The sequence below is a fragment of the Aquipuribacter hungaricus genome, from assembly GCF_037860755.1.
Taxonomy (GTDB): Bacteria; Actinomycetota; Actinomycetes; order Actinomycetales; family JBBAYJ01; genus Aquipuribacter; species Aquipuribacter hungaricus.
Genome location: NZ_JBBEOI010000325.1, coordinates 1 through 3,160, shown reverse-complemented (window position 1 = coordinate 3,160; position 3,160 = coordinate 1). Strand labels below are relative to the sequence as shown.

The 3,160-nt window shown below is 75.0% G+C and carries 3 protein-coding genes; 2 read left to right on the top strand and 1 reads right to left on the bottom strand.

Annotated features, from left to right (window positions below):
* On the bottom strand, positions 1-693 hold a 693-nt coding region (gene kdd / locus WCS02_RS19000; protein ID WP_479688811.1), incomplete at its 3' end, for an L-erythro-3,5-diaminohexanoate dehydrogenase.
* Positions 694-767: 74 nt separating this feature from the next.
* Here kdd and WCS02_RS18995 point away from each other — a divergent pair.
* Complete coding sequence (locus WCS02_RS18995) at positions 768-2,180, top strand: KamA family radical SAM protein (RefSeq protein WP_452039059.1); 1,413 nt, start codon at positions 768-770, stop codon at positions 2,178-2,180.
* 65 nt (positions 2,181-2,245) lie between these two features.
* The coding region (locus WCS02_RS18990; protein ID WP_340295850.1) for a diguanylate cyclase domain-containing protein at positions 2,246-3,160 on the top strand (915 nt) is incomplete at its 3' end.

Sequence of the window (3,160 nt, the reverse complement as noted above, 5' to 3'; positions counted from 1 at the left end):
GGCGCCGGCGTCCCGGGCGGCGGCCAGCGACAGGGAGCCGGACTTGCCGGCCGCGCCCAGCACGGCGACGTCGGTGCCCAGGCCGCGCCCGCGCCGCTCGGCCACCACGCGGGCGACCAGGGCGGGGGCGCCGCAGACGTCCATGACGGCGAGCACGTCGGACTCGTCGAGGTCGTCGGGGACCACCGCGGCGATGCTGCGCGCGAACAGGACCGCGTGGCCGCGCGTCGGCACCTGCTCCCCCAGGCCGTCCCAGCCTCCGAGGTCGTCGTCCAGGTGCAGCGGGGTGAGGGTGAGGCTCACCAGCGTCGCGACGCGCTGGCCCACCTGCAGGCCGAGCGGGCTCGCGGGGCCGACCTCGGCCACGGTCCCCAGCAGCATCCCGCCGGAGCCGGTGACCCGGTTGTGCATCTTGCCGCGGCTGCGGACGGTCTCCAGGACCGCGGCGCGGACCCGGTCGGGGTCGGCGCCGTTGCTCTCGCGCAGCTGGCGCGCGCTCGCCGCGTCGAGGTTGAGCCGGTCGACGTCGACCCGGACCTCCCCCGGCCACAGCTCCGGGCGGGTGTCGAGCACCTCGGCCGCCTGCGGCAGCACGCCGACCGGGCGGACCACGCGGTGCAGCCCGACCGGCGACTCCTCCGGACCGGCACCGACGGGCGCGGGGGCAGGGGTCGTCGTCGAGGTCTGTGCCACCAGACGGAGGGTACGCACAAGGTTCCTGCATGTGAAGCGTGACAGGCGCAAGGACCTTGCGTACCCTCGCCCGTGTGAGCGACACCCGTGCCCTGCAGCCGTACACCTACGCGCGCCGTGAGCTCGTCGAGCCGGACTGGCGCCGGATGCCGGGGTGGCGCGACGTCACCGAGGCGCAGTGGCGCGACGTGCAGTGGCAGCGCAGCCACTGCCTGAAGAACGCGGCGCAGCTCAAGGAGGTCATGGGCGACCTGCTCACCGACGCGGTGTACGACGACCTGGTCGCCGACCAGCAGCAGCGGGCGACCATGTCGATGCTCCTGCCGCCGCAGATGATGAACACCATCGTCCCCAGCACCGGCCCCGACGGCATGCCCGCCGCGGGCGAGGCGTACTCCGCCGCGTTCCTGGCGGACCCCGTCCGCCGCTACATGCTGCCGGTGCTCAGCGACCGGTTCGTCGAGTGGGCGTCGCACCCGTTCTCCAGCCGCGACTCCCTGCACGAGCACGACATGTGGGCCGTCGAGGGCCTCACCCACCGCTACCCCACCAAGGTGCTCGCGGAGATCCTCCCGACCTGCCCGCAGTACTGCGGCCACTGCACCCGGATGGACCTGGTCGGCAACTCCACCCCCCAGGTGGAGAAGCTGAAGTTCACGCTCAAGCCGAACGACCGGCTGCAGGACATGCTCGACTACCTGCGCCGCACGCCCGGCGTGCGCGACGTCGTCGTCTCCGGCGGGGACGTGGCCAACATGCCCTGGCCGCGCCTGGAGCAGTTCCTCACCGCCCTGCTGGAGATCCCGAACATCCGCGACATCCGCCTGGCCACCAAGGCGCTCATGGGCCTGCCGCAGCACTGGCTGTCCACGCCCGTCGTCGAGGGCATGACCCGTGTGGCCGGCACCGCCCGCAGCCGCGGCGTCGCGCTCGCCATCCACACCCACGTCAACGCGGCCGGCTCGCTCACCCCGCTGGTCGCCGAGGCCGCCCGCGCCATGCACGAGGCCGGCGTGCGCGACGTCCGCAACCAGGGCGTGCTCATGCGCGGGGTCAACGACACCCCCGAGCAGCTGCTCGACCTGTGCTTCGGGCTGCAGGACGAGGCATCGATCACGCCGTACTACTTCTACATGTGCGACATGATCCCGGCGGCCGAGCACTGGCGGACCTCGCTGCGGACGGCCCAGGACCTGCAGCACGCGATCATGGGCTACCTGCCCGGCTTCGCCACGCCGCGGATCGTGTGCGACGTGCCGTTCGTCGGCAAGCGCTGGGTGCACCAGGTGCACTCCTACGACACGGTGCGCGGCATCAGCGAGTGGACGAAGAACTACCGGACCTCCGTCGAGGCGGGCGACGCCGACGCGCTCGACCGCACCTACCCGTACTACGACCCGATCGACACCCTGCCGGCCGAGGGCCAGGCGTGGTGGGCCGACCGGCAGCGGCTCGACGCCGGGCTGGGCGCGCTCGTCCTCGGCTGAGGCCCGACCGGGTGCCCCCGCCCGGGCTGGCTCAACATCGGCGGCCCCCGCGCCGATGGGCACCCGTGCCCGGACCGGTCCAGCGTGCGCACCGGGGCGTCCCTGCCGACGCCCCGGTCCGCGCCGACCGCCGCGCCCAGACCGTCGACGCGCTGCTGCCGACCTTCACCGTCGCCGCCGTCGTCCTCGGGCTGCTCGTCCCGGCCAACCTGCTGCTCGCGCCGCCGCCGGGCGCGTGGGTCACGGCCGCGGTGGCCGGCGGCGTCTCGGCGGGCTTCGCGCTGGCGCGGTGGGTCTGCTCCCGGCCCCGCGGCCGGGCCCTCGCGCTGGCGCACCCGCACGAGGTGGGCCTGGTCGCCTGCCTCGTCGCCTCGCTGTTCCCGCTGAGCCAGCTCCTGCTCGACGCCGACCCGCTGGCCACCGGCGGGCTCATGGTGTTCCTGCTCGCCGCCGGCACGCTGCTCAACGAGCGCCGCTACGCCTCGGTCGTCACGGCGGTGTGCCTGCTGCAGTGGCTGCTCGCCGCCACCGTGCACGGCACCCTGCGGACGTCGGCACCGGTCGGGGTGGTGCTCGTCTGCGCCGCGGCGCTCGCCCACGTCCTCAACGCCATCCGCTGCCGGGCCGCGGACCGGTCCGCCGCCGCCGAGCACGCGGTGACCCTGGCGGCCTGCAGCGACGAGCTGACCGGCCTGGTCAACCGCCGCGGGCTGCTCGACGCCGCCGCGGGGTCGTCGGGGCCCGGCGCCCTGCCGCCCACCGTGGTCTTCGTCGACGTGGACGGGCTCAAGCAGCTCAACGACGCCGAGGGCCACGACGCCGGCGACCGGCTGCTCCGGTCCGCGGCGGCCGCGCTGCGCGCCGCGACCCGGCCGGGCGACGTCGTGGCACGGCTGGGCGGGGACGAGTTCGCCCTCCTGCTGCCGGCCCTGCCGCTCGGTGCCACCGGAGCGGTGCGGCGCGTCGAGCAGGCGCTCGCC